This window comes from Aquirufa sp. (assembly GCF_964796385.1).
In genome coordinates, this window is the sequence record NZ_CBAUBA010000019.1 from 18,783 (window position 1) to 44,469 (window position 25,687).

At 39.6% G+C, this 25,687-nt stretch carries 24 protein-coding genes; 14 read left to right on the forward strand and 10 right to left on the reverse strand.

Translation table 11 applies throughout. The annotated features are described in order from the left end of the window. The first annotated feature begins 9 nt into the window (after positions 1-9). The 7 genes from thrS to AC1W6K_RS07340 all read left to right on the forward strand — a co-directional run bounded on the left by thrS (position 10) and on the right by AC1W6K_RS07340 (position 6,213). On the forward strand, positions 10-1,950 hold the full coding sequence (gene thrS, locus AC1W6K_RS07310) for a threonine--tRNA ligase (RefSeq protein WP_481946984.1): 1,941 nt from the start codon (positions 10-12) through the stop codon (positions 1,948-1,950). Positions 1,951-2,049: 99 nt separating this feature from the next. Continuing rightward, a complete protein-coding gene (gene infC, locus AC1W6K_RS07315) occupies positions 2,050-2,610 on the forward strand; it encodes a translation initiation factor IF-3 (RefSeq protein WP_377982560.1) in 561 nt (186 codons plus the stop codon). Positions 2,611-2,687: 77 nt separating this feature from the next. Beyond that, the gene (gene rpmI / locus AC1W6K_RS07320; RefSeq protein ID WP_395785347.1) at positions 2,688-2,882 is read left to right on the forward strand and encodes a 50S ribosomal protein L35; all 195 of its coding nucleotides are present in this window, start codon (positions 2,688-2,690) and stop codon (positions 2,880-2,882) included. Positions 2,883-2,963: 81 nt separating this feature from the next. After that, positions 2,964-3,308: a 50S ribosomal protein L20 gene (gene rplT / locus AC1W6K_RS07325; protein ID WP_377982564.1), complete on the forward strand. Its 345-nt coding sequence runs from the start codon at positions 2,964-2,966 to the stop codon at positions 3,306-3,308. A 72-nt stretch (positions 3,309-3,380) separates the two neighbouring features. Next, a complete protein-coding gene (locus tag AC1W6K_RS07330) occupies positions 3,381-4,487 on the forward strand; it encodes a cysteine desulfurase family protein (protein ID WP_481946985.1) in 1,107 nt (368 codons plus the stop codon). A gap of 2 nt (positions 4,488-4,489) precedes the next feature. After that, the gene (locus tag AC1W6K_RS07335) at positions 4,490-5,461 is read left to right on the forward strand and encodes an XdhC family protein (RefSeq protein WP_481946986.1); all 972 of its coding nucleotides are present in this window, start codon (positions 4,490-4,492) and stop codon (positions 5,459-5,461) included. Next, the gene (locus tag AC1W6K_RS07340) at positions 5,458-6,213 is read left to right on the forward strand and encodes a DUF3050 domain-containing protein (protein ID WP_481946987.1); all 756 of its coding nucleotides are present in this window, start codon (positions 5,458-5,460) and stop codon (positions 6,211-6,213) included. Before AC1W6K_RS07335 ends, AC1W6K_RS07340 begins: the two co-directional genes overlap by 4 nt. Positions 6,214-6,295: 82 nt before the next feature. Here the strand turns inward: AC1W6K_RS07340 and dnaK are convergent, their stop codons facing one another. The 3 genes from dnaK to pgmB all read right to left on the reverse strand — a co-directional run bounded on the left by dnaK (position 6,296) and on the right by pgmB (position 11,453). Further along, positions 6,296-8,182 (reverse strand): molecular chaperone DnaK, encoded by a 1,887-nt coding sequence (gene dnaK / locus AC1W6K_RS07345; RefSeq protein WP_481946988.1) that lies wholly within the window; start codon positions 8,180-8,182, stop codon positions 6,296-6,298. A 244-nt stretch (positions 8,183-8,426) separates the two neighbouring features. Further along, positions 8,427-10,727, reverse strand: coding sequence for a family 65 glycosyl hydrolase domain-containing protein (locus tag AC1W6K_RS07350; RefSeq protein WP_481946989.1), 2,301 nt, complete (start codon positions 10,725-10,727; stop codon positions 8,427-8,429). Positions 10,728-10,793: 66 nt separating this feature from the next. After that, positions 10,794-11,453: a beta-phosphoglucomutase gene (gene pgmB, locus AC1W6K_RS07355; RefSeq protein ID WP_481946990.1), complete on the reverse strand. Its 660-nt coding sequence runs from the start codon at positions 11,451-11,453 to the stop codon at positions 10,794-10,796. 35 nt (positions 11,454-11,488) lie between these two features. Between pgmB and AC1W6K_RS07360 the strand changes: the two genes are divergently transcribed. Genes AC1W6K_RS07360 through AC1W6K_RS07390 form a run of 7 tightly spaced genes read left to right on the forward strand, consistent with a single transcriptional unit; the run spans position 11,489 to position 19,656 of the window. After that, positions 11,489-13,351, forward strand: coding sequence for an alpha-amylase family glycosyl hydrolase (locus AC1W6K_RS07360; protein WP_481946991.1), 1,863 nt, complete (start codon positions 11,489-11,491; stop codon positions 13,349-13,351). Between the two features lie 3 nt (positions 13,352-13,354). Then, on the forward strand, positions 13,355-14,677 hold the full coding sequence (locus AC1W6K_RS07365) for an MFS transporter (RefSeq protein WP_481946992.1): 1,323 nt from the start codon (positions 13,355-13,357) through the stop codon (positions 14,675-14,677). After that, complete coding sequence (locus AC1W6K_RS07370) at positions 14,659-15,432, forward strand: N-acetylmuramoyl-L-alanine amidase-like domain-containing protein (protein WP_481946993.1); 774 nt, start codon at positions 14,659-14,661, stop codon at positions 15,430-15,432. The genes AC1W6K_RS07365 and AC1W6K_RS07370 overlap by 19 nt, the downstream gene beginning before the upstream one ends. Further along, a complete protein-coding gene (locus tag AC1W6K_RS07375; protein ID WP_481946994.1) occupies positions 15,432-16,562 on the forward strand; it encodes a MalY/PatB family protein in 1,131 nt (376 codons plus the stop codon). Before AC1W6K_RS07370 ends, AC1W6K_RS07375 begins: the two co-directional genes overlap by 1 nt. Continuing rightward, on the forward strand, positions 16,549-17,196 hold the full coding sequence (locus AC1W6K_RS07380) for a hypothetical protein (RefSeq protein ID WP_481946995.1): 648 nt from the start codon (positions 16,549-16,551) through the stop codon (positions 17,194-17,196). Before AC1W6K_RS07375 ends, AC1W6K_RS07380 begins: the two co-directional genes overlap by 14 nt. Further along, positions 17,189-18,904 carry an IlvD/Edd family dehydratase gene (locus AC1W6K_RS07385; RefSeq protein ID WP_481946996.1) on the forward strand — a complete coding sequence of 572 codons (1,716 nt, stop codon included), beginning with the start codon at positions 17,189-17,191 and terminating at the stop codon, positions 18,902-18,904. The genes AC1W6K_RS07380 and AC1W6K_RS07385 overlap by 8 nt, the downstream gene beginning before the upstream one ends. Further along, entirely contained in the window at positions 18,904-19,656 is a 753-nt protein-coding gene (locus AC1W6K_RS07390; RefSeq protein ID WP_481946997.1) for an SDR family NAD(P)-dependent oxidoreductase, read from the forward strand. The genes AC1W6K_RS07385 and AC1W6K_RS07390 overlap by 1 nt, the downstream gene beginning before the upstream one ends. Here the strand turns inward: AC1W6K_RS07390 and AC1W6K_RS07395 are convergent. Genes AC1W6K_RS07395 through AC1W6K_RS07425 form a run of 7 tightly spaced genes read right to left on the reverse strand, consistent with a single transcriptional unit; the run spans position 19,653 to position 25,639 of the window. After that, entirely contained in the window at positions 19,653-20,711 is a 1,059-nt protein-coding gene (locus AC1W6K_RS07395) for a dipeptidase (RefSeq protein WP_481946998.1), read from the reverse strand. The genes AC1W6K_RS07390 and AC1W6K_RS07395 overlap by 4 nt on opposite strands. Position 20,712: 1 nt before the next feature. Further along, positions 20,713-21,768 (reverse strand): alanine racemase, encoded by a 1,056-nt coding sequence (locus tag AC1W6K_RS07400; protein WP_481946999.1) that lies wholly within the window; start codon positions 21,766-21,768, stop codon positions 20,713-20,715. Then, the gene (locus AC1W6K_RS07405) at positions 21,765-22,544 is read right to left on the reverse strand and encodes an L-fucose dehydrogenase (RefSeq protein ID WP_481719266.1); all 780 of its coding nucleotides are present in this window, start codon (positions 22,542-22,544) and stop codon (positions 21,765-21,767) included. Before AC1W6K_RS07405 ends, AC1W6K_RS07400 begins: the two co-directional genes overlap by 4 nt. Position 22,545: 1 nt before the next feature. Beyond that, a complete protein-coding gene (locus tag AC1W6K_RS07410) occupies positions 22,546-23,364 on the reverse strand; it encodes an amidohydrolase family protein (protein WP_481947000.1) in 819 nt (272 codons plus the stop codon). Beyond that, the gene (locus AC1W6K_RS07415; RefSeq protein WP_481947001.1) at positions 23,364-24,209 is read right to left on the reverse strand and encodes a fumarylacetoacetate hydrolase family protein; all 846 of its coding nucleotides are present in this window, start codon (positions 24,207-24,209) and stop codon (positions 23,364-23,366) included. The genes AC1W6K_RS07410 and AC1W6K_RS07415 overlap by 1 nt, the downstream gene beginning before the upstream one ends. A gap of 3 nt (positions 24,210-24,212) precedes the next feature. Beyond that, positions 24,213-24,851 (reverse strand): SGNH/GDSL hydrolase family protein, encoded by a 639-nt coding sequence (locus AC1W6K_RS07420; protein ID WP_481947002.1) that lies wholly within the window; start codon positions 24,849-24,851, stop codon positions 24,213-24,215. Positions 24,852-24,895: 44 nt separating this feature from the next. Beyond that, positions 24,896-25,639: an SDR family NAD(P)-dependent oxidoreductase gene (locus AC1W6K_RS07425; protein WP_481947003.1), complete on the reverse strand. Its 744-nt coding sequence runs from the start codon at positions 25,637-25,639 to the stop codon at positions 24,896-24,898. Between the last annotated feature and the right edge of the window lie 48 nt (positions 25,640-25,687).

Consider the following 25,687-nt stretch of genomic DNA (forward strand, 5'->3'; position numbering starts at 1 on the left):
ATTTTTTCTATGATTAAGATATCTTTTCCTGACGGTCAGGTTCGTGAGTTTGAACAAGGAATCACTCCTATGGATGTAGCATTGTCCATTTCAGAAGGTTTGGCTCGTAATGTATTAGCAGCAAAATTAGATGGTGAAGTTGTGGATGCAAATGCTGCGATTTCAGGCGATGCTACCTTACAATTGTTGACCTGGAATGACACGGAAGGTAAGAAGACATTTTGGCATTCATCTGCTCACTTAATGGCAGAGGCAATTGAGGCGCTATTTCCTGGGACTAAATTTGGTATTGGGCCAGCGATTGAGAATGGTTTTTATTATGATATCGATTTAGGTGATCAAGAATTTGGATCGGATGATTTTAAGACTATTGAGGATAAGATGGTGGAGTTGGCACGGCAAAAAAGTGCTTATGCGCGCAAATCGGTAGCTAAGGCGGATGCTATCGCCTACTTTAAGGAGAAGAATGATGAATATAAATTAGAGTTGTTGGAGGGTTTAGAGGACGGTAAAATTACGTTTTATACTCAAGGAAACTTTACGGATTTGTGTCGTGGGCCACACATTCCATCGACTGGATTTATTAAGTCGGTGAAGTTATTAAGTGTGGCTGGTGCGTATTGGCGGGGAGATGAAAAGCGCAAGCAGATGACGCGTATTTATGCCATTACGTTTCCTAAGGCAAAGGAGTTGGAGGATTATTTATTCTTATTGGAAGAAGCGAAGCGTCGGGATCACCGGAAATTGGGTAAAGAATTAGAATTGTTTGCGTTTTCGGAAAAAGTGGGTATGGGATTACCTTTGTGGTTACCTAAAGGCACTATTTTACGCGAGCGTTTAGAGAATTTCTTAAAGCGTGCACAGGTTCGTGCGGGTTATTCCCCGGTAGTGACGCCTCATATTGCAAGTAAAGAATTGTATGTTACTTCGGGTCATTATGCGAAGTATGGAAAGGATTCATTTCAGCCAATTCGTACACCAGATGAGAATGAAGAATACTTATTAAAGCCAATGAATTGCCCGCATCATTGCGAGATATACAAGACAAAGCCTCGCTCGTACAAGGATTTGCCTTTGCGTTTAGCTGAGTTTGGGACTGTATATCGGTATGAACAATCGGGTGAATTGCATGGATTAACGCGCGTGCGTGGCTTTACACAGGATGATGCACATATATTTTGCCGGCCTGATCAAGTCGAGGAAGAGTTCATGAAGGTTATCGACCTTGTTTTATATGTGTTTAAGGCGCTTGGTTTTTCTGAATATTCAGCTCAAGTATCGCTACGTGATCGTGAGAATCGCGAGAAATATATTGGAAATGATGAAGATTGGGATCGTGCTGAAAATGCAATTATTCATTCAGCAGCCGAGAAAGGCTTACCTACGGAGGTGGTTTATGGGGAGGCTGCATTTTATGGCCCAAAACTAGATTTCATGGTGCGTGATGCATTAGGTCGTAAATGGCAGTTGGGTACTATTCAAGTTGATTATCAATTACCTCAACGTTTTGAATTAGAATTTACGGGTTCTGATAACTTGAAACACCGGCCGGTCATGATTCACCGCGCTCCTTTCGGTTCTTTAGAGCGTTTTATTGCGATTTTGATAGAGAATACGGCGGGTAATTTCCCATTGTGGCTTTCGCCTGATCAATTAGCGGTATTGCCTATTTCGGAGAAGTTTGAAGATTATGCGAATGAAATTTATTTACGTCTCCAAGAAGGAGATTTACGTGGGTATGTAGATCATCGGAATGAAAAAATGGGACGCAAGATTCGGGATGCAGAAGTTGGGAAAGTGCCATTTATGATCATTGTGGGCGAGAAAGAGCAGGCAGATGGGATGGTCAGTATTCGCAAAAAAGGAGAAGGTGATTTAGGTATGATGACCTTGGATGCTTTTATGGCATTGGCTGGGGAAGAAATAAACCAACAATCTTATTCGAATTAGAAAAAATTGATAATTTAGGCCCTTGAGTGTCATTTGTTTGCAATTATGGGGTTTTTAAATTAGCTTCGAAGTGATTTTTATTTTAACAAATTATAATTTATGGCTTTACGCCCCAACAACAATTACAGAGGAAATAAAAGAGAAGAAGAACCTTACCGCATAAATCAGTTGATTCGTGGTGTTGAAGAGGTTCGATTAGTGGGTGAGAATATCGAGATTGGTGTTTATCCGTTCGCGAAGGCTTTAGAGATTGCAGAATCCCAAAATTTAGATTTGGTTGAAATATCGCCTAAGGCTGTTCCTCCGGTTTGTAAGGTCATTGATTATGCTAAATTCAAATATGATCAAAAGAAAAAGCAAAAGGAGATTAAAGCCAACGCCACTAAAACTGTAATTAAAGAAATCAGATTCGGTCCGAATACAGATGAGCATGATTTTAACTTCAAGTTAAAGCATGCGGTTAACTTCCTAAAAGAAGGTGCTAAAGTGAAGGCATACGTACATTTCGTAGGTCGTACCATCGTTTTTAAAGAGCGCGGTGAAATGTTGTTATTGAATTTTGCCAAAGGTCTCGAGGATATTGGCAAGCCTGACGATATGCCGAAGTTAGAAGGAAAACGGATGAGCATCATCTTCTCCCCTAAAGCAGCTAAGAAATAATTATTAATTATCGTGGAATGTAGAGGTAATTTTATTACTTTTGCGTTCCAATTTTTACATGTCTAATCAATTAAAGAATGCCAAAAATTAAAACCAACTCTGGAGCGAAGAAACGTTTCAAAGTAACGGGAACTGGTAAGATTAAGCGTAAACACGCTTTTCATAGCCATATCCTTACTAAAAAAACAACGAAACAAAAGCGTAATTTAGTACACGCTACATTAGTTTCACCAGCTGATATGGGTCGCGTAACATTAATGTTAGGACTATAATTAGCGAATTCAGTTATTGTTAAACCAGAAAGTAGGCTAAAGTAATTGAAAGATTCGCCTCATTTCAAAAAACAAAAAATTATGCCAAGAAGTGTCAATCACGTAGCCTCAAGAGCTAGAAGAAAGAAAATCCTTAAGTTAGCGAAAGGATTCTATGGTCGCGGTAAAAACGTTTGGACTGTAGCCAAAAACAAAGTAGAGAAAGGTTTGCAATATGCATACCGTGATCGTAAAGTTAAGAAAAGAGATTTTCGTGGACTTTGGATCCAACGTATCAATGCAGCAGTTCGTACGGAAGGAATGTCTTATTCTGCGTTCATGGGCAAATACAATAAATCTGGAATGACGTTAAATCGTAAAGTTTTAGCTGACTTAGCGATGAACCACCCAGAAGCTTTTAAAGCCGTTGTTAAGAAATTAGCATAAGCCAAATGAAAAGTCCCGATTTAGTCGGGACTTTTTTTTTATCCCTTATCTTTGTTGCCTAATCTGGTAACTTTGCAAAAGCCCATCTATTTCGATTATGCCGCAACCACCCCTGTTCATTCAGTGGTACTTAACGATATGCTCCCCTATTTTACGGAGGATTTCGGTAATGCAGGTTCTAATCAGCATTATTATGGTTGGGTCGCTGAAGAAGCCATACAAAAGTCTCGCGTATCCATTGCGAAGTATTTCAGTTTACCTGCATCAAGTATTGTATTTACTTCTGGTGCGACAGAATCAAACAATCTAGGTATTCAAGGATTTTTATCTGGAAGTAAGCCAGGGCATATCATTACATCTACCTTAGAGCATAAGGCGGTTTTGGCGGTATGCCAACACATGGAGTCGCTCGGTTGGTCAGTTACCTATGTACCTCCCAATGGAGCGGGTATGATCGATGTGGAGGATGTCAAGGCTGCGATACAATCCGATACCTTATTAATTACGCTCATGCTCGTGAATAATGAGCTGGGCACGATTACAGATTATGAAGCTATACGCGCGCTAGCGGATGCGCATCAATTAATATTTCACGCAGATGCCACGCAGGCTATTGGAAAAGTAGACCTTCAAGGCAAGGCTTTGCCTCATTTGATGAGTGTATCAGGACATAAGGTCTATGGGCCGAAAGGTATAGGGGCACTAATTGTCCAACCGGGAGTTCAGATTCATCCATTGGTATTTGGCGGTGATCAAGAACGTGGAATACGTAGTGGTACGTTGGCCGTCCCACAAATCGTAGGTTTAGCTGCATCTTTTCAACTGATTCCTGAACTCTTGTCTCATGCACAAACATTAGCGGAGTATAAATCGCGTATTATTCAATCTGTACCTGCGCATTGGAAATTGAATGTGTCACGTGCGCCTACTGTTCCTCATATACTCAGTATTTCGGTGCCTAAAACCGACTGGGAAACCTTGTTTCAGCGTATTCCCAATGTAGCCATCTCTAATGGTGCTGCGTGTAATGCCAAAACGCATTTACCCTCACATGTGTTGAAATCGATTGGATTGTCTGATGCGGAAGCTTTAGCAACTTTGCGGATCTCCATGGGTTTAGGCACGACCTCACAAGATGTTGATTTTCTTATTTCCTATTTACATGAAAAGTTGAATTGAATATGAAAGAGTTGATTCAAATTCTTGGCCAATTAAAACGCCTATTAAATTCAGGAGAATCATTTGCCTTAGCCACGGTGGTTTTTGTGGACGGTTCGGCTTATCGCCGACCAGGTGCTCGGATGCTCATTGACGAAAATGGAAATTGGTGGGGCGGAATTAGTGGAGGTTGTTTAGAAGGTGATTTGTTGAAGAAAGCGCAGTTGGCGATGCGCCAACAAACCATTAAAAACATCACATATGATACCCGAGAAGATGACCCATTTCAGTTGGGTATCGGATTAGGCTGTCAGGGCTTAATCGAAATTATTATTGATCCTATTCGCGAACATGTAGAACAAGTTTCTGAGCAATTAAAGATGTGTTTAGATTCAGGACTGGCGTATACACTTCAGAGTACGTGGGAAGGTCCAAACTTTTCTATTCAGGCGGTAATAGATAAAAGCGGATCATTTACGCAGCAAGGAAACAAACAGATTTTTGTAGAACATATTCCAGCCAATACGCGCATATGGATTGTGGGTAATCAATTTGACGCAATCAGTTTAATCCAACTATGTCAGCAATTGGCTTGGGAAATTCACTGGGTTGGTAATAAGCTAAAAATGAATCCAACCGTTCGTGATTCAGTCCAAGCATGTTACGATTGGAATGAAGATTTACCCGTACGAAATACGGACTGCCTGGTGCTGATGACGCATGATTTTGATCGGGATGTTGAATTTTTAAGAAACCAGTATGCGGTAGATCGCTGGTCTTATGTGGGTATTTTAGGTCCAAATAAACGAATGGATCGAATCTTAAAACAAATTCCAACGCTTGAAGTTAGTTTATTGTCTAGTCCTATTGGATTAGATATTGGCGCAGAAGGTCCTGATGAAATTGCTATTTCGATTGTATCTGAGATTTTAGCGGTAAAAAATGGTCGTAATGGCCAATCATTAAAATATAAAAAAGGTAGTATACATTTATGAATTCCTTAGTAGCACTTAAAAAGGCGATTGAGCCGCACCAACAAGCTTTATTAACACATTCAATTAATAGTTACATTCAGTCTCCCGCTGACCTAGCCAATTTCATGCAGCATCATGTGTTTGCGGTTTGGGACTTTATGTCTCTGGTTAAGAAACTTCAAAAAGAACTAACCTCGGTTGATCAGCCTTGGGTACCCAAGGGAACTCCTGAAGTCCGTTTTTTGATTAATGAAATTGTCCTGGGTGAAGAGTCGGATGTAGACCAACATGGTCAATACACGAGTCATTTTGAATTATATGTTCGCGCGATGCGTGAATTAGGTATAGATGTTTTACCAGCTTTAAAGGAATTGACTAATTGTCAATCTATTACTGGTGTGCTTACCTTATTGCCTTCACTAGAGATTCCTAATTCGGTACGTGACTTTCTAACGTTTACCTTCGAATCGATACAAAATAGACCCATTGAGGAAGTGGCTGCCATTTTTACCTTTGGTCGTGAAGATTTGATTCCAGGTATGTTCCAACTCATTGTTGATCAATTAAAACAAGATGCACCAGCTAAAATTGAAACCTTGGTCTATTATTTAGAGCGTCATATTGAAGTTGACGGAGATCATCACAGCCAATTAGCCTATCGCATGATGGAAGAATTATGTGGTGATAATACCGATAAATGGGCAAGAGCCACACAGGCCGCCATTGAGTCTTTACAGGTGCGGAAGCGTTTGTGGGATGGGATTTCCCAATAAAAGAGTAGAGAGTAGAGAGTAAAGAATAATCTACTCTCTACTCTCTACTCTTTACTCTTTACTCTCTACTCTCTAGTAGAAATTATTTTACTTCTTCGAAGGCAACATCTTCAGCACCACTATCAGCGGCAGCATCTGTAGGTTGTGCTCCTTCTCCTCCTTCTGTTGCACCTGCAGCATACATTTCTTGTGAAGCTGCCGTCCAAGCTGTATTTAATTTCTCTAATCCAGCATCGATACCCGCTAAATCTTGAGAAGCATGTGCCACTCTCAATTCGGCTAAAGCACCTTCGATTGCCGTTTTATTTCCTTCCGATAATTTCTCACCATATTCCTTCAATTGCTTGTCAGATTGGAAAATCAACGCATCTGCTTGATTTATTTTTTCTACTTTTTCTTTTTCTAATTTATCCGATGCTTCGTTCGCTTTCGCCTCGTTACGCATTTTCTCGATATCCTCATCTGTCAAACCACTAGATGCTTCGATACGGATTTTTTGCTCTTTACCAGTTCCTTTATCTTTGGCAGAAACGTTAAGGATACCATTCGCATCGATGTCAAATGTAACTTCGATTTGAGGTACACCACGTTGTGCCGGTGGCAAACCATCTAAGTGGAAACGGCCTAATGAACGGTTATCTTTCGCCATCGGACGCTCACCTTGCAAAACGTTAAGCTCTACTGATGGTTGGTTATCCGCAGCCGTCGAGAATGTCTCCGATTTTTTTGTCGGGATTGTCGTATTCGATTCAATCAATTTCGTGAATACACCACCCATGGTCTCAATACCTAATGAAAGTGGAGTAACGTCAAGTAATAAAACATCCTTCACCTCTCCTGTTAATACACCTCCTTGAATCGCAGCACCAATCGCAACAACCTCATCTGGATTAACTCCTTTAGAAGGTTTTTTGCCAAAGAATTTTTCAACTTCTTCTTGAATACGAGGAATACGAGTCGAACCACCCACCAAGATTACTTCATCTATATCAGCATTAGTATAACCAGCATTTTTCATTGCTCGCTTACACGGTTCCAAGGTGCGACGGATTAAGCTATCAGCTAATTGTTCAAATTTTGCTTTGGACAATGAACGAACTAAGTGTTTTGGAATACCGTCAACTGGCATGATGTATGGCAAGTTGATTTCAGTAGATGCACTTGAACTCAATTCGATTTTAGCTTTTTCTGCAGCTTCTTTCAAACGCTGTAAAGCCATTGGATCTTTACGCAAATCGATGTTTTCATCCGAAATAAATTCTTCCGCTAACCAGTTGATGATTACCTGATCAAAGTCATCACCACCTAAGTGTGTATCACCATCAGTTGATTTAACTTCAAATACACCATCACCCAATTCTAACACAGACACGTCAAAAGTACCGCCACCTAAGTCAAAAACGGCAATTTTCATATCCTTACCACCTTTGTCTACGCCATATGCTAATGCAGCAGCTGTAGGCTCGTTGATGATACGTTTTACCTCTAAACCAGCGATTTGGCCAGCTTCTTTTGTTGCTTGACGTTCTGCATCATTGAAATAAGCAGGAACCGTAATGACAGCCTCCGTAACAGTTTGACCTAAATAGTCCTCTGCCGTTTGCTTCATCTTCGTTAAAATTTGAGCTGAAATTTCTTGAGGTGTATACAAACGATCACCAATACGCACGCGTGGCGTGTCGTTATTTCCTTGCTCAACTTGATATGAGATTGTTTTTAACTCTGAACTTACTTCTGAATATTTTTTACCCATGAAACGCTTCACAGATGAAATCGTATTCTGAGGATTCGTAATGGCTTGTCTTTTGGCAGGATCACCCACTTTACGTTCTCCATTTTCTAAAAATGCTACAATGGAGGGTGTCGTTCTTCTACCTTCTGAATTAGCGATAACAACAGCCTCATTCCCTTCCATAACCGCCACACATGAGTTGGTGGTACCTAAGTCAATTCCAATAATTTTTCCCATGATTATTTATTTTAATTTTTACCCTTTAGCACAAGGATAATGCCATCTTATTCAAACATGACACATTATGCCAAATTGTCACAAACCAAGATTTATTCCTCTAAATCGTTATTTAGGTCGTCTTTATGGTAACTTATAAGGTTTTAAAACATGTAAATTTTGTCAACTTTCTCTTATTTTGCTTGGATAGCAGTATTGACTTAGTTAAAATCAAAAGGCCAAGAATTTCTTCTTGGCCTATAAATTAGATTACTTGTGTACTTTCTCCAGGTATCGTATACGAACTACCTTTGACCATTAGTGTGATTGGATTAGCTGATAAGTTGGTAATTTCGACCCCTTTCTTAAATATCCTAATCGCTAGTTGGTTTGATCTAAAATTGATCTTAAATGCATATTCTTCCCATTGACTTGGAAGGAATGGATTAAAACTTAACTGGTCATTTACCAGCATCATGCCACCAAATCCTTTCACAATGGACATCCAGGTACCTGCCATACTTGTGATGTGGCAACCATCCTCAGTATCATTGTTGTAATTATCTAAATCTAATCGTGCAGCACGCGTATAGAATTCATACGATTTATCTTCTTTACCCAATTTTGCGGCGATTATATTATGCACGCAGGGACTCAGCGATGATTCATGAACCGTCAATGGTTCATAGAAATTGTAATTACGCTCAATTTCTTCTTTGCTGAATTCAGTCTCAAAGAAATACATGCCTTGCAATACATCAGCTTGCTTGATAAAGCAAGAACGAAGAATGCGATCCCATGACCAGTTTTGATTGATGGGTCTTTGACCTGCTGGAATAGCATCTACAGGTGCAATTACTTTATCCAAGAATCCGTCTTGCTGTAAAAATATTCCTTTTTGTTCATCACGCGGGAAGTACATGTTTTGAATGATATGCTCAAATTGAGCAATTTCCTCGTTCTTGAAATTTGTTTTGGCTAGTTTCTCTTGTAGGGCTTCTGGATAATTTGATTTGATTTCCTGCAATACAGCCAACGTATATTTTAAGCACCATACAGCGAAATAGTTTGTATACCAGTTGTTGTTTACGTTGTTCTCATATTCATTAGGACCCGTTACGCCAAGCATTACATATTTTTTTCGGTTCTCTGACCAATTCACGCGCTGCGCCCAAAAACGTGAAATGCCGATTAATACTTCCCAACCATAGTCAACTAAATGCTTGCGGTCGTTTGTATAATCTACATAATCCTTAATTGCGTAAGCGATAGCCCCATTTCGGTGAATTTCTTCAAAAGTTATTTCCCATTCATTATGGCATTCCTCACCATTCATCGTAACCATCGGATATAAGGCCGCTCCTTGATTAAAACCAAGTTTTACAGCATTTTCAATAGCGCGATCTAGTTGTTTCCAACGGTAGATTAATAGATTTTTGGATACATTTTGTGGTGCGGTAGCTAAATAGAACGGAATACAATAAGCTTCTGTGTCCCAATAGGTGGATCCACCATATTTTTCGCCTGTAAACCCTTTTGGTCCAATATTTAAGCGATCATCTGCTCCTGTATATGTTTGATTCAACTGGAATATGTTAAATCGAATGCCTTGTTGGGCCGACACATCACCTTTTATAACCACATCATTGATCGCCCATTTCGCTTCCCAAGCTTCAGCTTGTTCTTTTTTCATGGTATCAAATCCTTTGGCGTAAATGCGGTTTAAGTAGTCAATTCCACGTGACTCTAAGGCTGATGCTGGGTGATTTTCGGAACTTAAGTTGACAGCAAATTTCGTGATTCTTAATTTTTCTCCTTGTGCTGTTGGCACTAAATAAGTTAACGAACTATACTTTTCTTTCGTTTCAGTCTTTGCTGCTATTGCTTGCTTTTGTCCATTAACAGCTAATTCAATTTTTTGACCTGTGAAAACTTCGAATCCTGTTTTCTTCGTTTTAGACCAAACGAAAGAGGTGTGATCACTCGCGCCTACTTTTACTTCATCCCAAAACTTTTCATCGTAGTACGAATCCTTATTTTTTATATCACCATCTACGAATGCTTTGACGGAGATTGTGGCTGAAAAATTAAGTGGGATTATTTGATACAAAATAACACCTGATTCATCATCAGCCATGCTATTTAAACGAAGGGATTCAATGGCGAGTGATTTTCCTGAGGCTAATGTAATTTCACATTGGCGCAAAATGAATCCATCTTTCATGTTTAATTCACGGTAGAAGCAATTTATTTTACTTGTATTCAGGTCTACTATTTCTCGGTCAATGGTAATTTCTAGGCCATTCCAATTGGCGGCATTAAGTACTTTGGCGAAATATTCTGGATACCCATTTTTCCACCAGCCTACGCGTGTTTTGTCTGGATAATAGACACCGGCTACGTAATTACCTTGAAGTGTTTTCCCTGTGTATGTTTCTTCAAAAGAACCGCGCTGGCCCATGCGGCCGTTGCCTAGTGAAAAGATTGATTCAGTTATTTCGTTGAACTCAGGATTAAACTTGTCTTCGATGATTTTCCATTCATCGAGTTTTAAATATTGCTTCATGTAAACTCAGGGTTATTAGGTAATCCTTACAAAAATAAACGAATGTCTCTTTTTGTAAATTCTGTGCTAGTGTGTTTCTTGAAATTGCAATAATTCGGATGCTTGAATACCTACAAAATTGGGAATTACTTTGTCGGCCTGACGCAACATCTCCACATCTCCTATTCCAATAGCACGCATATTTCCAGCTTTGGCAGCTTCTACGCCAGCTTGTGCATCTTCGAAAACGATGCATTCGGTGGGTAAGAAACCTAAACCACTTGCTCCTTTTAAGAATACTTCAGGATCTGGTTTACTCTTCGTAACCTTATTTCCGTCTATGATTAAATCAAACCATTCGATTAGGCCTGTTTTGGATAAAATGATTTCAGCATTCTTGCTAGCGGAACCTAATGCGATTTTATAACCTGCTTCTTTGATTTGATGTAAGAAATTCAATACACCAGGTAATATTTCACTTGGATTCATATTAGATATTAAGTCCAAGTAATTTTCATTCTTTTCAATTAACCAAGCTGATTTTTGTTCCTCTGTGGCGAAATAATTTGCCCAAGCTAAAATTCGGTTCAATGACTCAACGCGTGATACGCCTTTCAATTGTTCATTTTGTTCTTCTGTTAACGCATAGCCAAACTTAGTACCTAAGTTTTTCCATGCTTTAAAATGATATATGGCTGTGTCAACTAATACGCCATCTAAATCAAATAGGCATGCCTTATATGTCATTTTGGGTTATATTTTATGAAAATCTGTTTATTTGAATGTTCAAAATTATTACATTTACTTATGCCAAGAAAGCTATTTCTGCTGTGCTAGGCTGTTTATTTTTCGATATGCTCCGATTTACCCGTTTTTTATTTTTGTTTTTGGCCTGCTTTGTCTTATCGCCTAATTTGAATTCCCAATCTACTATGCCTACCGCTACGAATTCCTCCTCTAAATTTATTGTGTATCAAATGATGTTTCACCTGTGGGGGAACACCAATACAAATTTGGTTCGTAATGGGTCGGCCCAGCAAAATGGAGTGACTAAATTTAAGGATGTTTCTACGAAAGCATTAAAGGCCCTAAAAGCAAAAGGTATTACGCATGTGTATGCAACTGGTTTGATTGAACATACCACCATGGAGGATTTGACAGCATTTGGTTCCCCATTAGATCATCCATCGGTTGTGAAAGGTCGGGCGGGCTCCCCTTTCGCAATCAAAGATTACTATGATGTGAATTCGTTTTTAGCCGAGAATCCTGCACAACGTTTGGATGAATTCAAGGGGATGTTGGCCCGCTTCCATGAAACCGGCATTAAACTAGTCATTGATTTTGTGCCGAATCACTTGGCAAGGCAATATCATTCCGATCAAAAGCCTGCGGGCATTGAGGATTTTGGTACGCGTGATAACAATCAAGTTTCATTTGCACCCAATAATAATTTCTATTATTTGCCAGGTACCCAATTTTCAGTACCTGAGGGCGTTCATCCCCCTGTTCCTGTAACGATTCCTTACACGGAAATTCCTGCTAAGGTTTCTGGAAATAATGTATTCAATTCACAGCCTTCCATTAATGATTGGTTCGAAACAGTGAAGTTAAATTATGGGATAGATTACCAGCATGGAAATACAACGTATTTTGACCCTATTCCCGATACATGGCTTAAAATGGTTCAAGTTTTGAATTATTGGGCAGATTTAGGTGTAGATGGATTTAGATGTGATATGGCGGAGATGGTGCCTGTCGAGTTTTGGTCCTATGCGATTCCTAAGATTAAAAATAAACATAATCAAGTGGTTTTCATTGCAGAGATTTATCAACCCAATCTATATAAGGATTATATTTTTAAAGGGGGCTTCGATTATTTATATGACAAAGTAGGTTTATACGATGGCATTCGTCGCTTGATGCAAGAAAAACCAGAGGCAACCACAGCGGATATAACGCGTGTTTGGCAAAATGAATCAGGTGATTTTGCGAAACACATGCTACGGTTTTTGGAAAATCATGATGAACATCGTTTGAATACACCGGCTTTTGCAGCGAATAATTTTTGGTCAACCATTCCTGGAATGGTCGTGACTTCAACCTTGCATGATGGTCCATTAATGATTTACATGGGTCAAGAATTTGGTGAAAAAGCGAATGAGATTGAAGGATATAATGAGGCAGACGATCGTAGTTCTATGTTTGATTTCTGGCGTGTGGAAACGCATCAACGTTGGATGAACGGAGGAAAATTTGATGGGGGCTTATTGAGTGCAGCGGAGAAGGAGATTGATCAATTTTACCAACAGTTATTTAAGCTCGTACATACTTCGGATGCAATCCAACAGGGCGCTTTTTTTGATTTACAGTATGCGCAGGATACTACGTATGATGCCAAACATCTGTATTCATTTTTACGCTATACTTCCAAGGTAAAGCTATTGATCGTGACAAATTTCGATGCGAAGCAAGGTCACGAGTTTACGATTCAGTTGCCCCAATTAGCGCTTGATATGATGCAGGTAAAATCATTCAAATTTGTCAAAAACACCTATTTTACACCACCGAGTACCTCGGAAGCGCCTCGATTAACAGGAAACAAGATTTATATTCCGGCGAATAGTGCGTTGATATTTAATTTATAAACCATGAAGAAATTAACAAAACCACACTTATCCTTAGGTCAGATTTTTAATATGAGTGTTGGCTTTTTAGGCATTCAATTTGGCTTTGCTTTACAAAATGGAAACGCCTCTCGGATCTTACAAAGTTTTGGCGCGGATGTCGAACAATTATCATGGTTTTGGTTGGCCGCTCCGCTAACAGGTATGTTGATTCAACCAATCATTGGTTTTTACTCGGATCGTACATGGAATGGCTTGGGACGTCGTAAACCTTTCTTTCTTACGGGTGCCATTTTGGCGGCTTCTGCCCTATTATTTTTCCCTCATGCGGGTGCATTAGCGGGATATCTGCCTCCTATGATTGTTGGTGCAGGTATTTTAATGATGATGGATGCTTCATTCAATGTGGCCATGGAACCATTTCGAGCCTTAGTCGCGGATAATTTACCGGAGGAACAAAATACACTTGGTTTCTCGATTCAGACATTTTTAATTGGAATTGGTGCTGTAGTGGGTTCATGGTTACCGTATATTTTAGGCGAATGGATGGGTGTTGCGAAATTGGCAGAGCCAGGTCAAATTCCAGATAATGTACGTTTCTCATTTTATGTAGGTGCTTTTGTCTTCATAGCTGCTATAATTTGGACGATTGTAGGTACGAAGGAATATTCTCCTGAGGAGCGTGAGGCTATGGGTTTTGAGTCAGATGGAAAAGAGGATACGCTCGTTTCTGTATTTCGGTATATCAAGGAAATGCCCACTACGATGCGTCAGTTGGGTGTAGTTCAGTTTTTCTCTTGGTTTGGTTTGTTTTCGATGTGGGTTTTTTCAACACCCGCCATTGCACATCACGTGTATGGATTGGATTTAAATGATCATCAGTCGGCTGGATATCAGGATGCGGCCAACTGGGTAGGCATCATTTTCGGGGTTTACAGTGGGGTGTCGGCTATTTATGCTGCCTTTTTGCCTCGTATTGCCACTTTCTTAGGGAATAAAGCTACTCATGCTTTTTCGTTAACGGCTGGAGGTATTGGTTTGATCTCAATCTATTTTATTCAAGATCCTCAAATGCTCATTTTAAGCATGATGGGCGTTGGTATGGCCTGGGCAAGTATCTTAGCCATGCCATATGCTTTGTTGGCCGGCTCTATCCCCATGTCAAAAATGGGCGTTTACATGGGGATTTTCAATTTCTTTATCACGGTTCCTCAGATTGTCAATGGCATCATCGGTGGTTCTATTGTGAAGTATTTTTATAATGGAAATGCGATCTATGCGATTGTTATGGCAGGTGTATTTTTTATTGCGGGAGCAATTAGTGTATTATGGATTCGCGAAAAATAGTCCTCTTTTTCCTTTGTAGTTTTTATTCAGCTTTGGGTCAAGTCACTCCTGCTTTACGTTTGGCTATTCAAGAAACCCGAAGTAATCATGATTTGACTCGAATAGGTTTACAGTTTTTAGGTAAACCTTATCGAGCTAATGCTTTGTCTATTTCCAATCCTGAAGAACTCGTTGCTGATTTAACATCCTTTGATTGTGTGACATTTATTGAAAATTCGTTAGCCTTAACACATGCTGCAGGCGATGAGTCTACATATCGGAAATCTTTGGTTCATTTTCGCTACGCAGGTGATTCTGTCCAATACGAAAAACGATACCATTACTTTTCGGATGCCATGCGGCAGTTAGGTTACCCTTTGGTAGGTACGCGTGATATGCTTCAGAAATTGCCTAAATCATTTTCATTTTTAAGTAATTACTTAGCTTCTAAGCAGCTAGGACAAATCAATCTTGCTTTGCTTCGTTCAAGAGAAAGCGAATTAGCTCAAAAGGAGTTTTATTATACGCCTAATGCCTTAATTGATCGTTTATTGCCCTTATTGAAATCTGGAGATTTGGTGGGTTTAGTTTCTAAAAATCCTACGATTGATTTTTTGCATACCGGCATGATCTATCGAAAAGACGGAAAAGTACATTTACTCCATGCGTCACAGGAATTTAAACGTGTGATTGTCAGTAAGCAAACCTTAGGTGAATACTTGAAAACGCACCGACAATTTATTGGTGTTTCGGCATTTAGACCTATTTTTAAGTAATGAAAAAATACAACTTTGATCAGGTCATTGATCGTAGCAATACAAGTAGTTTTAAATGGGATAATGTAAGCTACCCTGCTTCGGGGATGTTACCTATGCCAGTAGCTGATATGGATTTTCCTGTCGCGGATGAAATTTTAACTACGTTAAATCGAATAACTGATCATGCCGTTTTGGGTTATGCAATCGTTCCTGAAACACTTAAAGTGGCGATGCAGTCTAAAATTAGCCAAGATTATGGTTGGGATACCTCGTTAGATTGGCAAGTTTGGATTCCAGGAATTGTTCCTGGTATTGCTGCTGCTTGTGCTGCGTTTACGACTCCTCAAGATGGAATTTTAACTGCCGTCCCTGTGTATCATCCATTTCATTTAGTTGCTAGTTGGGTCGATCGACCCTTAATCACATTTCCTATGATTCAAGAGGGAAATCGATGGACGTATGATTTCGAAGCGTTTGAATTAGCACTTAAAAAAGGGCCCAAGGTATTTCTGTTTTGTAACCCACATAATCCAGGTGGTACTGTGTTTAATTCGCATGAAATTGAGCGGATTCGTACGTTGTGTGCCCAATACGATTGCCTGATTGTCTCTGATGAAATTCATGCTGATTTGCAGATTAGTTCACAAACTAAACATCTGTGTATCGCTAGTGATATTAATTTCTTTGCAACTTCTAAGGCCTATAATACAGCTGGTTTAGGTGGTGCTGTGGCTATTATTCCTGATAAAAATGTACGTGATGCGTTTTCTAAAAAGACGTTTGGTTTTTTCCCTATGCTTACACGGCATAGTATCGAGGTGATGGAGACCTCATTAACGATGTCATCGGATTGGTTGGAATCACTGCTACCCTATTTGCGGACTAATCATGACTTACTTTTAGAATCAATCAATAGTCTTCCTGGTTTGACCATGTTGCCATTAGAAGCCACTTATTTGGCTTGGATCGGCTTCGATGCAAATCTACATGGTGATTTACAAAAGCGTTTATTTGATGCTGGATTGCATGTCTTACGTGGCGAGCAATTTAAAGGAGGAGATTTTATTCGTTTAAACTTTGCTTGTCCGCGTGTGCAGTTAAAAAAAGCCATTTCAATTATTCAACAAGTTGTACATGCGCATGCTTAAAAGCCTACTCTTTCTGGGACTTTTAGCTGCTTTAGGGTTTCTCTTTTGGTATATCGCCGCGCATGATCAGCAGTCAAGTGTTGAGGTAAGTCTCGAAGATAATTTAATGGCTATTGGCTTTGCTGATTCTTTAAGTCAGCAATCCCAGCCAGAATCAAGCGCAACATTCTCCGTGGAGCCTACTTTCATTAATGCGTTTATTGAAGATTTTGAAGCCAAGGTAGATTCGAATGTCTTTCAAGTCTATAAAAGTAGCCAACTGATATTTTCGAAAAAGTTGGCATGGCCAGTGAAGCAAATTTTAGCTTCTGATTTAAATGGTAATCAGTTGCCTGAATTTTGGATTTATGGTCAAAATACAAGTAAACGAACTCAAATTTTGGCTTTTGAATATGGTTCAGGACGTGTACGTGAGATTACTTTCCCAATTTTAAAGGGCCGACAAGCCTTTGGGTATATTGGTGGAGATTCTTTATATTTTGAAAAGAATAGTTTAGTACGATTAGTAAAATATGCAAATGATCCCTATGCTGATTTTGGTAACGGATATCGAGCATGTTTTTATACTTTTGGCAAAGACCAAAGTTTTATTTTGAAAAAGACCTTAGACCTAGAAAACATAACTTATGAGTAATTCAAAATTGCGTTCCCAACAGTGGTTTGGAAAAACAGGAAAAGATGGCTTTATCTACCGTGCGTGGATGAAAAACCAAGGTATACCCGATGATTATTTTCAAGGTAAGCCTGTAATTGGTATTTGTAATACGTGGTCTGAATTGACGCCATGTAACGCGCATTTTAGAGAATTAGCAGAATTTGTTAAAAAAGGTGTTATTGAGGCAGGTGGATTTCCTGTTGAGTTTCCCGTCATGTCTTTGGGTGAAACGTTAATTAAACCTACTGCCATGCTATTCCGTAATTTGGCAAGTATGGATGTTGAAGAGTCTATTCGCGCAAACCCAGTTGATGGTGTTGTCCTGATGTGTGGTTGTGATAAAACGACTCCTTCCCTCGTGATGGGTGCATCAAGTGTGGATTTACCTACATTAGTGATCTCAGGTGGACCGATGATGAAAGGTAAATTTAAGGGAAAGGATATTGGCACATCAGATGTATGGCGCTTTGCTGAGGCCTATAAACTAGGCGAATTATCTCAAAAAGAATTTATTGAGGCGGAAGCTTGTATGGCTCGTACGCCTGGACATTGTGCGGTGATGGGTACAGCTTCTACCATGGCTACGATGGTGGAAGCTTTAGGTTTGAGTTTACCTCAAAATGCGGCTATTCCGGCAGCTGATGTGCGTCGCAAGGTATTGGCGCAGCATTCTGGTCGGCGAATTGTGGAAATGGTGAATGAGGATTTAAAGATGTCAAAGGTATTAACCCGACAAGCTTTTGAAAATGCGATTCGTGTAAATGCCGCTACAGGTGGTTCTACTAATTTTGTGATTCATTTATTGGCCATCGCAGGTCGTATTGGTGTGGATTTACACTTGGATGATTTTGATAATTTCTCTTTAAATATTCCATTGTTAGCTAATATTCAACCTTCAGGAGAATTTTTCATGGAAGATTTGTACTATGCGGGTGGGTTACCAGCATTGATGAATCAAATGAGGGAACATTTGCATACGTCGAGCATCACAGTTAATGGAAAGACGGTTGGCGAAAATATTGCAGATACGCCTATTTACGATCCCACGATTATTTCGTCTTTCGCAGAGCCATTCAAACCAGATTCAGGAATTGCTGTAGTACGAGGAAATTTAGCGCCTCAAGGTGCGGTTTTAAAACCATCAGCTGCTTCCCCTGAATTATTTAAGCATCGCGGTAAGGCAGTTGTTTTTGAAAATATCGAGGATTATCACGCACGAATTGATACTCCTGAATTAGATATTGATGAATCTTCAGTGATGGTATTGAAAAATGTCGGCTTGAAAGGATACCCAGGGATGGCTGAAGTGGGCAATATGGGAATTCCGAAAAAATTACTGATAAAAGGAGTTAAAGATATGGTTCGTATTTCAGATGGACGTATGAGTGGTACAGGATTTGGAACGGTTATTTTACACGTTTCACCTGAATCAGCTGCTGGAGGACCTTTGAATTGGGTTCAGAATGGAGATTATATTTCATTAGATGTAGAAAGTCGGTCTATAAATTGGGAAGTTTCGGATGAGGAATTAGCTGCACGCAAATTAGCTCAGCCATTAGTACCTCCAACCCATCCGCGTGGATATGTGAGTTTATTTATTGATCATATTGAACAACCTGATAAAGGTGCGGATTTTGATTTCTTAAAAGGAGGATCAGGTTCCACAGTAACGCGCGATTCACATTAATGAAAATATACGTAATCACAGGAGCTGGCCAAGGAATTGGATTTGAGTTAGTAAAACAACTTTTATCCAATGGCCATTTTGTCGTTTGGAATGAAATAGATTACGACGTAAAGGTTGCTGCGGTCCAACAATTGAATGATTTAGGATTGCATGCGCATGTTTGTATTCAGGAGGATGCAAGTTCAACTGCGTTTTTACATGAGTTAAATCAAGTATTAGAAGCATCAACGCATGAATTAGCTGGCGTTGTTTGTAATGCAGGAATTACAACTTTTGGTGACTTTTGGTCATACCAGCGCGCTTCCATGGAGCAAATCTTGCAAGTGAATTTAGTGGGTACTTTTTTCCTCATTCAATCCTTAGCGCAACGTTTTCGTGAAAAGCAGATTGCTGGTTCCATTGTGGTCATGTCATCTGTTACGGGCCATCAAGCGCACCCTGATTTAGCTGCCTACGGTATGACAAAAGCCGCCTTAAATCAGTTGGTGAAGAATCTAGTGATTGATTTATCTCCTTTCCAAATTCGGATTAATTCGGTTTCACCGGGAGCAACAATTACCGAACGTACCTTGAAGAATGCAGAATATCAATCTGATTGGGCGGAAATTACCCCTTTGGGAAAGGCAGCTGATGTTTCTGACATTGCGGCTGCCACCTTATTTTTCTTATCGGATCAAGCCAAACACATTACAGGTCAAACTTTAATCGTGGATGGCGGCTGGACTACCATCAGTCCTCCTCCGAAACATTAGGCCCACGCTTTTTCTAAAAATTTCAACCAGTTTTGGTGACAGATGTTTTTAATGTCATCTTCCGAAAAACCTCGTTTAGATAATAATTCAAGTATTTTTTGCAAGTCGGCAATCGTCTCCAAATCATGTGGACATTGTTCCTTGCCAAATCCACCGTCTAAATCCGTTCCCATACCTACATGATTTGTGTTTCCAGCCAATTCACAAATATGGATCAAATGGTCAATCATGGTATTTAATGTTACTCCCATGGATTTTGGGTTTGATTTTCCGCGTTCCCAATTTGGTACCATCATCCAAGCGTCCAATGGCATTCCGATGACCGCTCCCCGACGAATCAATTCCTTGAACTGAGCATCTGATAATTGGCGGTTATGATTTACGAGGGCCCGACAATTATGATGACTTGCCCAAACATGTCCGTCAAAGTGTTCCATCGCTTCATCAAAACTATCATCACATAAGTGGGTAGCATCTAAAATAATGTTCAATTCATGCATTTTTTGCAGTAATTCACGCCCTTTTGGACCGATACCCCCTGTGGCATTTGTTCCTTGCGCATATCTTCCAGGTCCATAATGTGCGGGTCCTAAAGCCCGTAACCCTGCTTCATGAGCGATTTCCAAATAGTCTAAAGACACGATTGAATCAGCCCCTTCTAAACTTAGGATATATCCTATGGTATGTTGATCCGTAGGCCACTTTGCTAAATGTGTGTACAATTCAGGTAGATTCCGTATCGGACGCAGATCATCACTTCTTTCTAATGCTTTGTAATACGCTAATTGGCCTTGTGTTTGTGCCCAAGCTTGTTCGGGTGAGTTCCAACCAGGTAGAGTTGAGTTTCGGTCAACATACCGAGCAATTTGTGTTGCAACAACTAATCCGATATTACCTTTACGTAATTCGCCTAGAGAAACTGTCGCTAGTCCACGGTCAGGTTTGTCGGTTAAATGTTTTTCGCGGTCATTAATCTCTTCAATGGAAGATCGTAAATCTCGATTCCATTCTAAAGCATTCATGCTTAAATCTAGATGTGCGTCGATTATAAACATCTTAAATAGTTATTTTACGGTCTCGTGCTAATACCTTCCAAGTTGATCCGTCGGTTACTTGCAATGATTGGTGTAAAGCTACTGTTGGGCAAATATGATATGGATACATGCGAATCAAATCTCCGATAGCATAGGGAGAATTATCGCCAACTTCTACGATGCCGTGCTCCTCACTTTGACTGATTAATTTCCATTCGGGATGATTGATGAATGTAAGCCGATTTTCAATCGTATTTTCTGGGGCTACTGATTTATGACCCACATCGATGCAAATGGTGTGATTGGTTGGCTTCGAAATTATACGCCCGATAATTTGTACAGCTAATTGAACGCTTTCTTGGGGATATAATTTGGCATAACCGGTATCGAAGAATACAAATGTACCCGGACTACAAACAAATTTCGGATTCTGATGATGTACCAAAAAACTTGGAGTTCCACCTATGACCAATTCTAAATTAGAATCCAAATGGTTTACTAAATCAAAAAAGTACTCAAAATCCCTCTCCACATGTTTTTGACGGTCTTCGATATTCGCGTCACGAATGTGACCGTCGTATGCGTGAAGTCCCACTAACTTTAGTGAAGACATACTTTGAATATGATGAATGAGTGGTAATGCCGCTTCGGGACGAATGCCTGTTCGATTCATACCCATATTTAAATCGATGAAGACTTTTTGATTTTCACAGACCTTTGCCAACTGCGATGCAGCTACTCGGTCGTCTAAAAGGCATGAAAATGAGGTTTTAGTGTACTTTTTTTGAAGTTCAATGAATCGGGTAAGCGTTGTTCCTGTAGGTTGCATGGACAACAACACATCTGGTGCTTCATCTAAGGCTAATAATTCAGCTTCAGCGATGGTTGCAGCTTTGAATTTGTAAATACCAGCTGCCAAAAGCATTTGGTTTACTTCCCGCGTTTTATGTGTTTTTATATGCGGTCTTAGTCGATGTGGATTATTATCCACTTTATTCAAAATCCAAGCTATATTGGCCTGCACGATTTTGGGATCTACGAGTAATCCTGGGCTGACTAAATCACGTTCTTGAATCATAAAGCACGATCTAAGTGAACATATCCACCGTCCACATGAATTAATTGCCCTGTGGTGTGACTTGATTTAGGTGATAATAAGAAAGCAACCATAGCTCCCAATTCATCAGCTGTAGTCATTCGTTGGCCTAACGGAATCTTCGATTCAATTTCAGCTAATTTTTCTTTCGGGTTTGGCAATGTTTGAATCCATTTTTCGTAAAGTGGTGTGTAGCATTCAGCAACGACTACCGCGTTAACTCGAATGTTAAATGGCAATAATTCTACGGCCCATTCGCGTGTCAATGCATTTCGCCCACCATTTGCAGCAGCGTAAGCGGATGTTCCTCCCTGCCCTGTTTCGGCTGTTTTCGAACTAATATTTACGATTGCCCCTTTAGATGTTTTTAGATAGGGTAAACATGCTTGTGCTAGTAAGTAATAATGAACAAGATTTGCGTGTAAAGATTGCATAAATCGATCATATGACCCTTTTTCGAGTCCCACCCCATCATTTATACCCGCATTGTTCACTAGTCCATCGATTCGACCAAACATAGTGACAATCTCTTTGACCACACGTGTACATTCTTCAGGTTGTGTAAGTTCAGCAACAAATGAAAAAGCTTGCCCTCCTGTGGCTTGGATGATGTTGATGCATGCTTGATTATCTGTTTCGCTTCGACCAACAATGACCACCATGGCGGATTCCAAGCCTAATGCTTGACTGATTCCCGCGCCTATTCCCTTCGCGCCACCAGTTACAATGATTACTTTTTCTTTGAGTCCTAGGTTCATATTAGTCTAATGCGTAAAAGTTGATGCAATTTAATTGATTCATTTTTTCTTGGTCCGTTTTGCTAAGTGATCGAATATTCGAAGCGTAAACTTCTATCCACGTATCCAATTCGGCGGCTACTTTAACCACAGGATAATCTGTTCCAAACATCAATCTATTTGGTCCAAATACGTTTAATGCCGTATCTATTACTTCCTTAATTTCATCCTTAGTCCATGTATGCCAATTAGCCTCTGTAACCAAACCGGATATTTTGGCTGACACATGATCTAATGATTTAAAGGCTTGTAATTCTTTTTTCCAAACGCTTAAATCACCCGATTTAAGCGGCGGTTTTGCCAAATGGTCTAATACGATTTTCTGTTCAAGACTTTGACAAAAATCAATGCCTGACTGCAACTGATGTGGTAAAATCAGTAAATCATAGGTATAATCGAAGGCATCGAGTGCACGAATACCTTTTAAAAATGCGGGTCTCTTTAGAAAATCAGTGTCCTTTTCTCCTTGAACGATGTGACGAAAACCCTTAATTGTTTCAAATTGTGAGAAATAAGCAAGTCGGTCTTCAATATTGGATTGTTGCAAATCTACCCAGCCTACTACCCCGCGAATAAAATCGGATTGTTCTGCTAATGCTAGGAGAAATAACGTTTCTTCTTCGGAGGATGCGGCTTGGACTGCGACACAACTTTGAATTCCTTTGGATCGAAATGTATCTTCGTCAGGATAGAAATCAGCACGAATTACAGACATTTCTGGTGTTATCCAGGCGTCTCGTTCTTCATCATAGTTCCAGAAATGCTGATGGGAATCAATCATTATGAATAAGCTACGGCTGTCTGTTTTTGTTCTCCTAGACCATCCATTCCTAGTGTTACTACGTCACCAGGTTGTAAATAAATGGGTGGTTTGAAACCTAATCCTACCCCATGTGGTGTCCCCGTTGAAATCACATCACCTGGTAACAGAGTCATGAATTGGGAAATATAAGAAACAACTTGTGGAACGTTGAATATCAATTGATCTGTGTTTGATGTTTGAAAACGCTTCCCATTTACATCGAGCCACATGGATAAATTATGCACATCTTTTATTTCATCTTTCGTAACCAAAATAGGTCCTAGTGGTGCAAACGTGTCACATCCTTTTCCTTTGGACCAATTTCCTCCACGTTCTAATTGGTATTCACGTTCTGAATAATCATTATGTAAACAATAACCAGCTACATAATCATAAGCTTCTATTTCTGAGACATACTGGGCTTTTTTGCCAATTACGATGGCTAGTTCTACTTCCCAATCTGTTTTGGTAGAACCCTTTGGAATGACAACATGATCGAATGGTCCACTAAGAGCTGTTGTTGACTTAAAGAAAAGTATCGGCTCCGTTGGGATTTCAGCACCAGTTTCACGCGCATGATCTGCATAGTTCAATCCCACACAAATGATTTTGGATGGACGAGAGACACATGAACCAATACGCTTTGGTGATTTGATTTCAGGTAAATCTGTTGAAGCAACAATTTGTGCTAGTTTGGTTAAACCATCTGCTGCAAAAAATGCTTCATTATAATCTTGAACATGTGCTGAAACGTCTAAATAACGGCCATCGACAAGAATCGATGGTTTTTCTTGTTCAAATTCTCCTATTCTTACTAATTGCATCGACTATAATTTTTTAATTGTTTCCCACATGGTCTCAGCTAAAAACTGGTTACCTACTTCATTTAGGTGTACGCGATCTGTTGTTAATATGCCTGAAGCCTTATTTTCAATGTTGTTTTTCTCCTCGTAGCTTAAAAATGCCTTACGTAAATCGATCAATTTACATTGATTATCTGTGGCAATTTTGCGAATAATATTTGAATACGCATTTAGGTCACCATCATTCTCATTACTCGCATCAAACTTTTCTCCAATCACTGTTGGTGTGCAGATAACTACTTGAATATTATACTTTTGAAGCCTTTTAATTAAAGCACTATAGAACTTTTCGAATTTGTCTGGATCAGTTCCTGTACGTGATGTTGTCTTATGCCAAACATCATTAATTCCGACATATATAATTACAATAGTAGGCTTTTTAGCAATCACATCTTCTTCGTGACGAAGGTATAAATCATAGATTTTATTGCCTCCAATACCTGCACCGATTAGTTCATATTTACTAGCTAGACCTTGAGCACCTAGCATTTCTGCCATTTTGGTAATGTAGCCAGTTTTGCCTACTCCTGCTTGAGTGATCGAATCACCAAAAAAGACAATACGAGTAGGCGTTTCAAGCGTTGTGTATGAGCTTAGGCTCATGCTGATCAAGCAAATGATGCTTAAAATTTTCGTTTTCATAGGTTTTAATTGTTTAGATAAATGAATCCACCGTCAATTGGATAATCACATCCTGTGATGAATGCGGCTTCATCGGAGCATAAATATAAGGCTAAATTGGCAATTTCATCAGGTTTAGCCATGCGACCTAATGGTTGTGTTTTCGATAATTTTTCAAACATTTCTGCCTGATTATCTGGATAGTTTTTGGCAATGAATCCATCTACAAATGGCGTATGGACACGTCCAGGAGATATGCAATTGCATCGAATACCTTGATTGATGTAATCTTTCGCTACAGATTGGGTCATGGATTTTATCGCTCCTTTGGTCATGGAGTAACCAAAACGATCTGGTATTCCTACGGACGCAGCTACAGAAGCCATATTTAAAATAACACCTGATTTTTGTTTAACCATATTTGGGATAAACACATACATGCAATGATAAGCGCCTTTTACATTAACGTCAAAAATGCGCTGGAAGTCGGCAGGACTTGTTTTCTCCAAATTTCCAATTTGTGGTATACCCGCATTATTTACTAATATGTCAATTGTAGGTAACCGCATGGCTATTTGTTCTACCATTTCAAGGTCAGTAATATCTGCTTGGTGGAAAAAGATTTTATCAGATAAAGGATCTGCTGATTTATGTAAATCGATTACGTGCACCTCTGCCCCTTGGGCGTGAAATGTTAGCGCAATCGATTTCCCGATACCGGAACATCCACCTGTCACCACTACTTTTTTGCCTTTTAATGAAAATAGCATAGTTTGTATTTTAAGTCGCTAGTCGCTAGTCACTAGCAAATTTTTTAT

What these genes read in the sequence shown, in the direction of transcription:
- rplT (WP_377982564.1), top strand. Translation starts at nt 2,964, where the DNA reads ATGCCAAGAAGTGTCAATCACGTAGCCTCAAGAGCTAGAAGAAAGAAA.
- AC1W6K_RS07380 (WP_481946995.1), top strand. Translation starts at nt 16,549, where the DNA reads ATGCGCATGCTTAAAAGCCTACTCTTTCTGGGACTTTTAGCTGCTTTA.
- rpmI (WP_395785347.1), top strand. Translation starts at nt 2,688, where the DNA reads ATGCCAAAAATTAAAACCAACTCTGGAGCGAAGAAACGTTTCAAAGTA.
- AC1W6K_RS07365 (WP_481946992.1), top strand. Translation starts at nt 13,355, where the DNA reads ATGAAGAAATTAACAAAACCACACTTATCCTTAGGTCAGATTTTTAAT.
- AC1W6K_RS07425 (WP_481947003.1), bottom strand. Translation starts at nt 25,639, where the DNA reads ATGCTATTTTCATTAAAAGGCAAAAAAGTAGTGGTGACAGGTGGATGT.
- dnaK (WP_481946988.1), bottom strand. Translation starts at nt 8,182, where the DNA reads ATGGGAAAAATTATTGGAATTGACTTAGGTACCACCAACTCATGTGTG.
- thrS (WP_481946984.1), top strand. Translation starts at nt 10, where the DNA reads ATGATTAAGATATCTTTTCCTGACGGTCAGGTTCGTGAGTTTGAACAA.
- infC (WP_377982560.1), top strand. Translation starts at nt 2,050, where the DNA reads ATGGCTTTACGCCCCAACAACAATTACAGAGGAAATAAAAGAGAAGAA.
- AC1W6K_RS07390 (WP_481946997.1), top strand. Translation starts at nt 18,904, where the DNA reads ATGAAAATATACGTAATCACAGGAGCTGGCCAAGGAATTGGATTTGAG.
- AC1W6K_RS07375 (WP_481946994.1), top strand. Translation starts at nt 15,432, where the DNA reads ATGAAAAAATACAACTTTGATCAGGTCATTGATCGTAGCAATACAAGT.
- AC1W6K_RS07385 (WP_481946996.1), top strand. Translation starts at nt 17,189, where the DNA reads ATGAGTAATTCAAAATTGCGTTCCCAACAGTGGTTTGGAAAAACAGGA.
- AC1W6K_RS07335 (WP_481946986.1), top strand. Translation starts at nt 4,490, where the DNA reads ATGAAAGAGTTGATTCAAATTCTTGGCCAATTAAAACGCCTATTAAAT.
- AC1W6K_RS07370 (WP_481946993.1), top strand. Translation starts at nt 14,659, where the DNA reads ATGGATTCGCGAAAAATAGTCCTCTTTTTCCTTTGTAGTTTTTATTCA.
- AC1W6K_RS07415 (WP_481947001.1), bottom strand. Translation starts at nt 24,209, where the DNA reads ATGCAATTAGTAAGAATAGGAGAATTTGAACAAGAAAAACCATCGATT.
- AC1W6K_RS07405 (WP_481719266.1), bottom strand. Translation starts at nt 22,544, where the DNA reads ATGAACCTAGGACTCAAAGAAAAAGTAATCATTGTAACTGGTGGCGCG.
- AC1W6K_RS07395 (WP_481946998.1), bottom strand. Translation starts at nt 20,711, where the DNA reads ATGTTTATAATCGACGCACATCTAGATTTAAGCATGAATGCTTTAGAA.
- AC1W6K_RS07420 (WP_481947002.1), bottom strand. Translation starts at nt 24,851, where the DNA reads ATGAGCCTAAGCTCATACACAACGCTTGAAACGCCTACTCGTATTGTC.
- AC1W6K_RS07360 (WP_481946991.1), top strand. Translation starts at nt 11,489, where the DNA reads ATGTTCAAAATTATTACATTTACTTATGCCAAGAAAGCTATTTCTGCT.
- pgmB (WP_481946990.1), bottom strand. Translation starts at nt 11,453, where the DNA reads ATGACATATAAGGCATGCCTATTTGATTTAGATGGCGTATTAGTTGAC.
- AC1W6K_RS07350 (WP_481946989.1), bottom strand. Translation starts at nt 10,727, where the DNA reads ATGAAGCAATATTTAAAACTCGATGAATGGAAAATCATCGAAGACAAG.
- AC1W6K_RS07410 (WP_481947000.1), bottom strand. Translation starts at nt 23,364, where the DNA reads ATGATTGATTCCCATCAGCATTTCTGGAACTATGATGAAGAACGAGAC.
- AC1W6K_RS07400 (WP_481946999.1), bottom strand. Translation starts at nt 21,768, where the DNA reads ATGATTCAAGAACGTGATTTAGTCAGCCCAGGATTACTCGTAGATCCC.
- AC1W6K_RS07340 (WP_481946987.1), top strand. Translation starts at nt 5,458, where the DNA reads ATGAATTCCTTAGTAGCACTTAAAAAGGCGATTGAGCCGCACCAACAA.